This window comes from Methylobacterium sp. WL120 (assembly GCF_008039465.1).
GTDB classification, from domain to species: domain Bacteria; phylum Pseudomonadota; class Alphaproteobacteria; order Rhizobiales; family Beijerinckiaceae; genus Methylobacterium; species Methylobacterium cerastii.
Genome location: NZ_VRUT01000298.1, coordinates 1 through 2,497 on the forward strand (window position 1 = coordinate 1; position 2,497 = coordinate 2,497).

At 63.2% G+C, this 2,497-nt stretch carries 2 protein-coding genes; both read right to left on the reverse strand.

Annotated elements, in window-relative coordinates; translation table 11 throughout:
* Positions 1-89: 89 nt before the first annotated feature.
* Positions 90-869 carry an IS21-like element ISMex27 family helper ATPase IstB gene (istB, locus tag FV229_RS26460; protein WP_063988215.1) on the reverse strand — a complete coding sequence of 260 codons (780 nt, stop codon included), beginning with the start codon at positions 867-869 and terminating at the stop codon, positions 90-92.
* Entirely contained in the window at positions 859-2,385 is a 1,527-nt protein-coding gene (gene istA, locus FV229_RS26465; RefSeq protein ID WP_147754757.1) for an IS21 family transposase, read from the reverse strand. Before istA ends, istB begins: the two co-directional genes overlap by 11 nt.
* Between the last annotated feature and the right edge of the window lie 112 nt (positions 2,386-2,497).

Sequence of the window (2,497 nt, forward strand, 5' to 3'; positions counted from 1 at the left end):
CTGTTGATTTCCGCTGAGAGTTGACCCGGCGTTTTCGTTGAGAAGTGACCCAGGTTCAGGGGTTGATGTTTATCATTGGGTGGGTCTGGTCAACTCACGGTGCGGCTCCTTTTCGGCTTTCCGGCTGCGGCACTTGCCCTGAAGCGGAAGCTGTCGTTTCCGGTCTCTAGGATGTGGCAGTGGTGGGTGAGGCGATCGAGCAGCGCGGTAGTCATCTTGGCATCGCCGAAGATCCCGGCCCATTCGCTGAAGCTGAGGTTGGTGGTGATCACGACGCTGGTGCGCTCGTAGAGCTTGGACAGCAGGTGGAACAGCAGGGCCCCTCCTGAGGCGCTGAAGGGAAGATAGCCCAGTTCGTCTAAGATGATGAGGTCTTGACGCAGCAGCCGTTCGGCCAACTGGCCCGCTTTGTTTTGGGCTTTCTCTTGTTCGAGGGCATTGACCAGGTCGACGGTCGCGAAGAAGCGGACCTTCTTGCGATGATGCTCGACGGCCTGCACGCCCAGGGCGGTCGCGATATGCGTCTTGCCGGTGCCCGGGCCACCGATCAGGACGACGTTGTGTGCGCCGTCGATGAAGTCGCCTCCGTGCAGAGTGCGAACCATGGCCTCGTTGACCTCGCTGGCAGCGAAGTCGAACCCGGTCAGATCCTTGTAGGCCGGAAAGCGGGCGGCCTTGATCTGGTAGGCGACGGATCGAACCTCCCGCTCGGCCATCTCGGCCTTGAGCAGCTGGGACAGGAGCGGGACGGCTACCTCGAAGGCGGGTGCGCCTTGCTCCATGAGATCAACGACGGCCTGAGACATGCCGTACATCTTGAGCCCGCGCAGCATGACGATGATGGCGGCGCTGGCGGGATCATGACGCATGGCGCACCGCCTTCCTGCGGAGCGCGTCGTAGCGCTCGACATCAGCCTTCGGCTCCTGGCGCAAGACGAGCGCCTGTGGGGCATCGATCGTGGCCACGCTCGATGGCTTACCGTCGAGCAACCGGTGCAGGATATTGAGGACGTGGATCTTGGTGGGAACGCCGCCGTCGAGCGCCAGTTCGACCGCGCAGAGAACGGCCTGCTCGTCATGATGCAGCACGAGTGCCAGAATCTCCACCATCTCCCGATCGCCGCCAGGATGCTTGAGGAGGTGACCTTGCAGCCGCCGGAACGCGTCCGGCATCTCGGCGAAGGGAGCCCCGTTGCGCAGGGCGCCTGGCTTGCGCTGGATGACGGCCAGGTAGTGGCGCCAGTCGTAGACCGTGCGCCCGGCCATGGTATGCGAGCGCGCGATGACCCGGGGATGCTCGCACAGGATCCGGCCTTCCGCGGCCACAACGATGCGCTGCGGGTAGATCCGCAGGCTCACGGGACGGTTGGCAAGAGAGGCCGGAACCGAATAGCGGTTGCGCTCGAAGTGCACGAGGCAGGTCGGCGAGACCCGCTTGGTGTGCTCGACGAAGCCGTCGAAGGGACGGCCAAGCGGCATCAGGCTCGGCACCTCATTGGTCCACGCATCCGCAAGCGTGCCGGGAAGCTCCCCATGCGGGATCTCCTTCCAAGCCGCAATGCAGCGCGTCTCGAGCCAGGCGTTCAGCCCGTCGAGATCGGCGAAGCTGGGTAACGGTTGCCATAGCCGACGACGCGCATCCTGGACGTTCTTCTCGACCTGACCCTTCTCCCAGCCCGATGCGGGATTGCAGAAAGTTGTGTCGAACAGATAGTGGCTTGCCATAGCGGCGAAGCGCCCATTCACCTGCCGAGCCTTGCCAGACCCCACCCGATCCACGGCGGTCTTCATGTTGTCGTAGATGCCACGTCCCGGGATGCCGCCCAGCACGCGGAAGGCATGGAAGTGCGCGTCGAACAACATCTCGTGGGTCTGAAGCGGGTACGCCCGCACGACGAAGACCCGACTATGCGACAGCTTGGTGTGAGCGACCTGGAGCTTGACGCGCTCGCCCCCGAGAACCGCCCAGTCCTCACTCCAGTCGAATTGGAACGCCTCCCCTGGGGCGAAGACCAGAGGAACGAACGTTCCCCGTCCCGTGGTCTGCTGCTGGATCTGCCGGTCTTCTTTCCAACTGCGGATGAAAGCTGCGACCCGACCGTAGGAGCCGTCATATCCCAGAAGAACTAGATCGGTGTGCATCTGCCGCGCCGTGCGCCGCTGCTTGCGTGACCTACTCGCCTCCGTCTGCAGCCAGCCCGACAGCTTCGCGGCGAACGGGTCCAACTTGCTGGGCCGCTCCGGCACTCGGTAGAGCGGCTCCTTCTCATCCGACCGCAGGTACTTGCGGATCGTGTTGCGCGACAATCCTGTACGTCGCGAAATCTCCCGGATCGGCATCCCTTCTCGGAACGCCCAGCGCCGAATGACACTCAATAACGCCATGTCGATCACTCCATGACCCCCCGACCAAAAAGCCAGGGGTGGGTTCAGACACGGGTCACTTCTCGATGGAAACTTCCGGCTCCGCCGGGTCAACTCTCAGCGGAAATCAACA

What these genes read in the sequence shown, in the direction of transcription:
- istB (WP_063988215.1), bottom strand. Translation starts at nt 869, where the DNA reads ATGCGTCATGATCCCGCCAGCGCCGCCATCATCGTCATGCTGCGCGGG.
- istA (WP_147754757.1), bottom strand. Translation starts at nt 2,385, where the DNA reads ATGGCGTTATTGAGTGTCATTCGGCGCTGGGCGTTCCGAGAAGGGATG.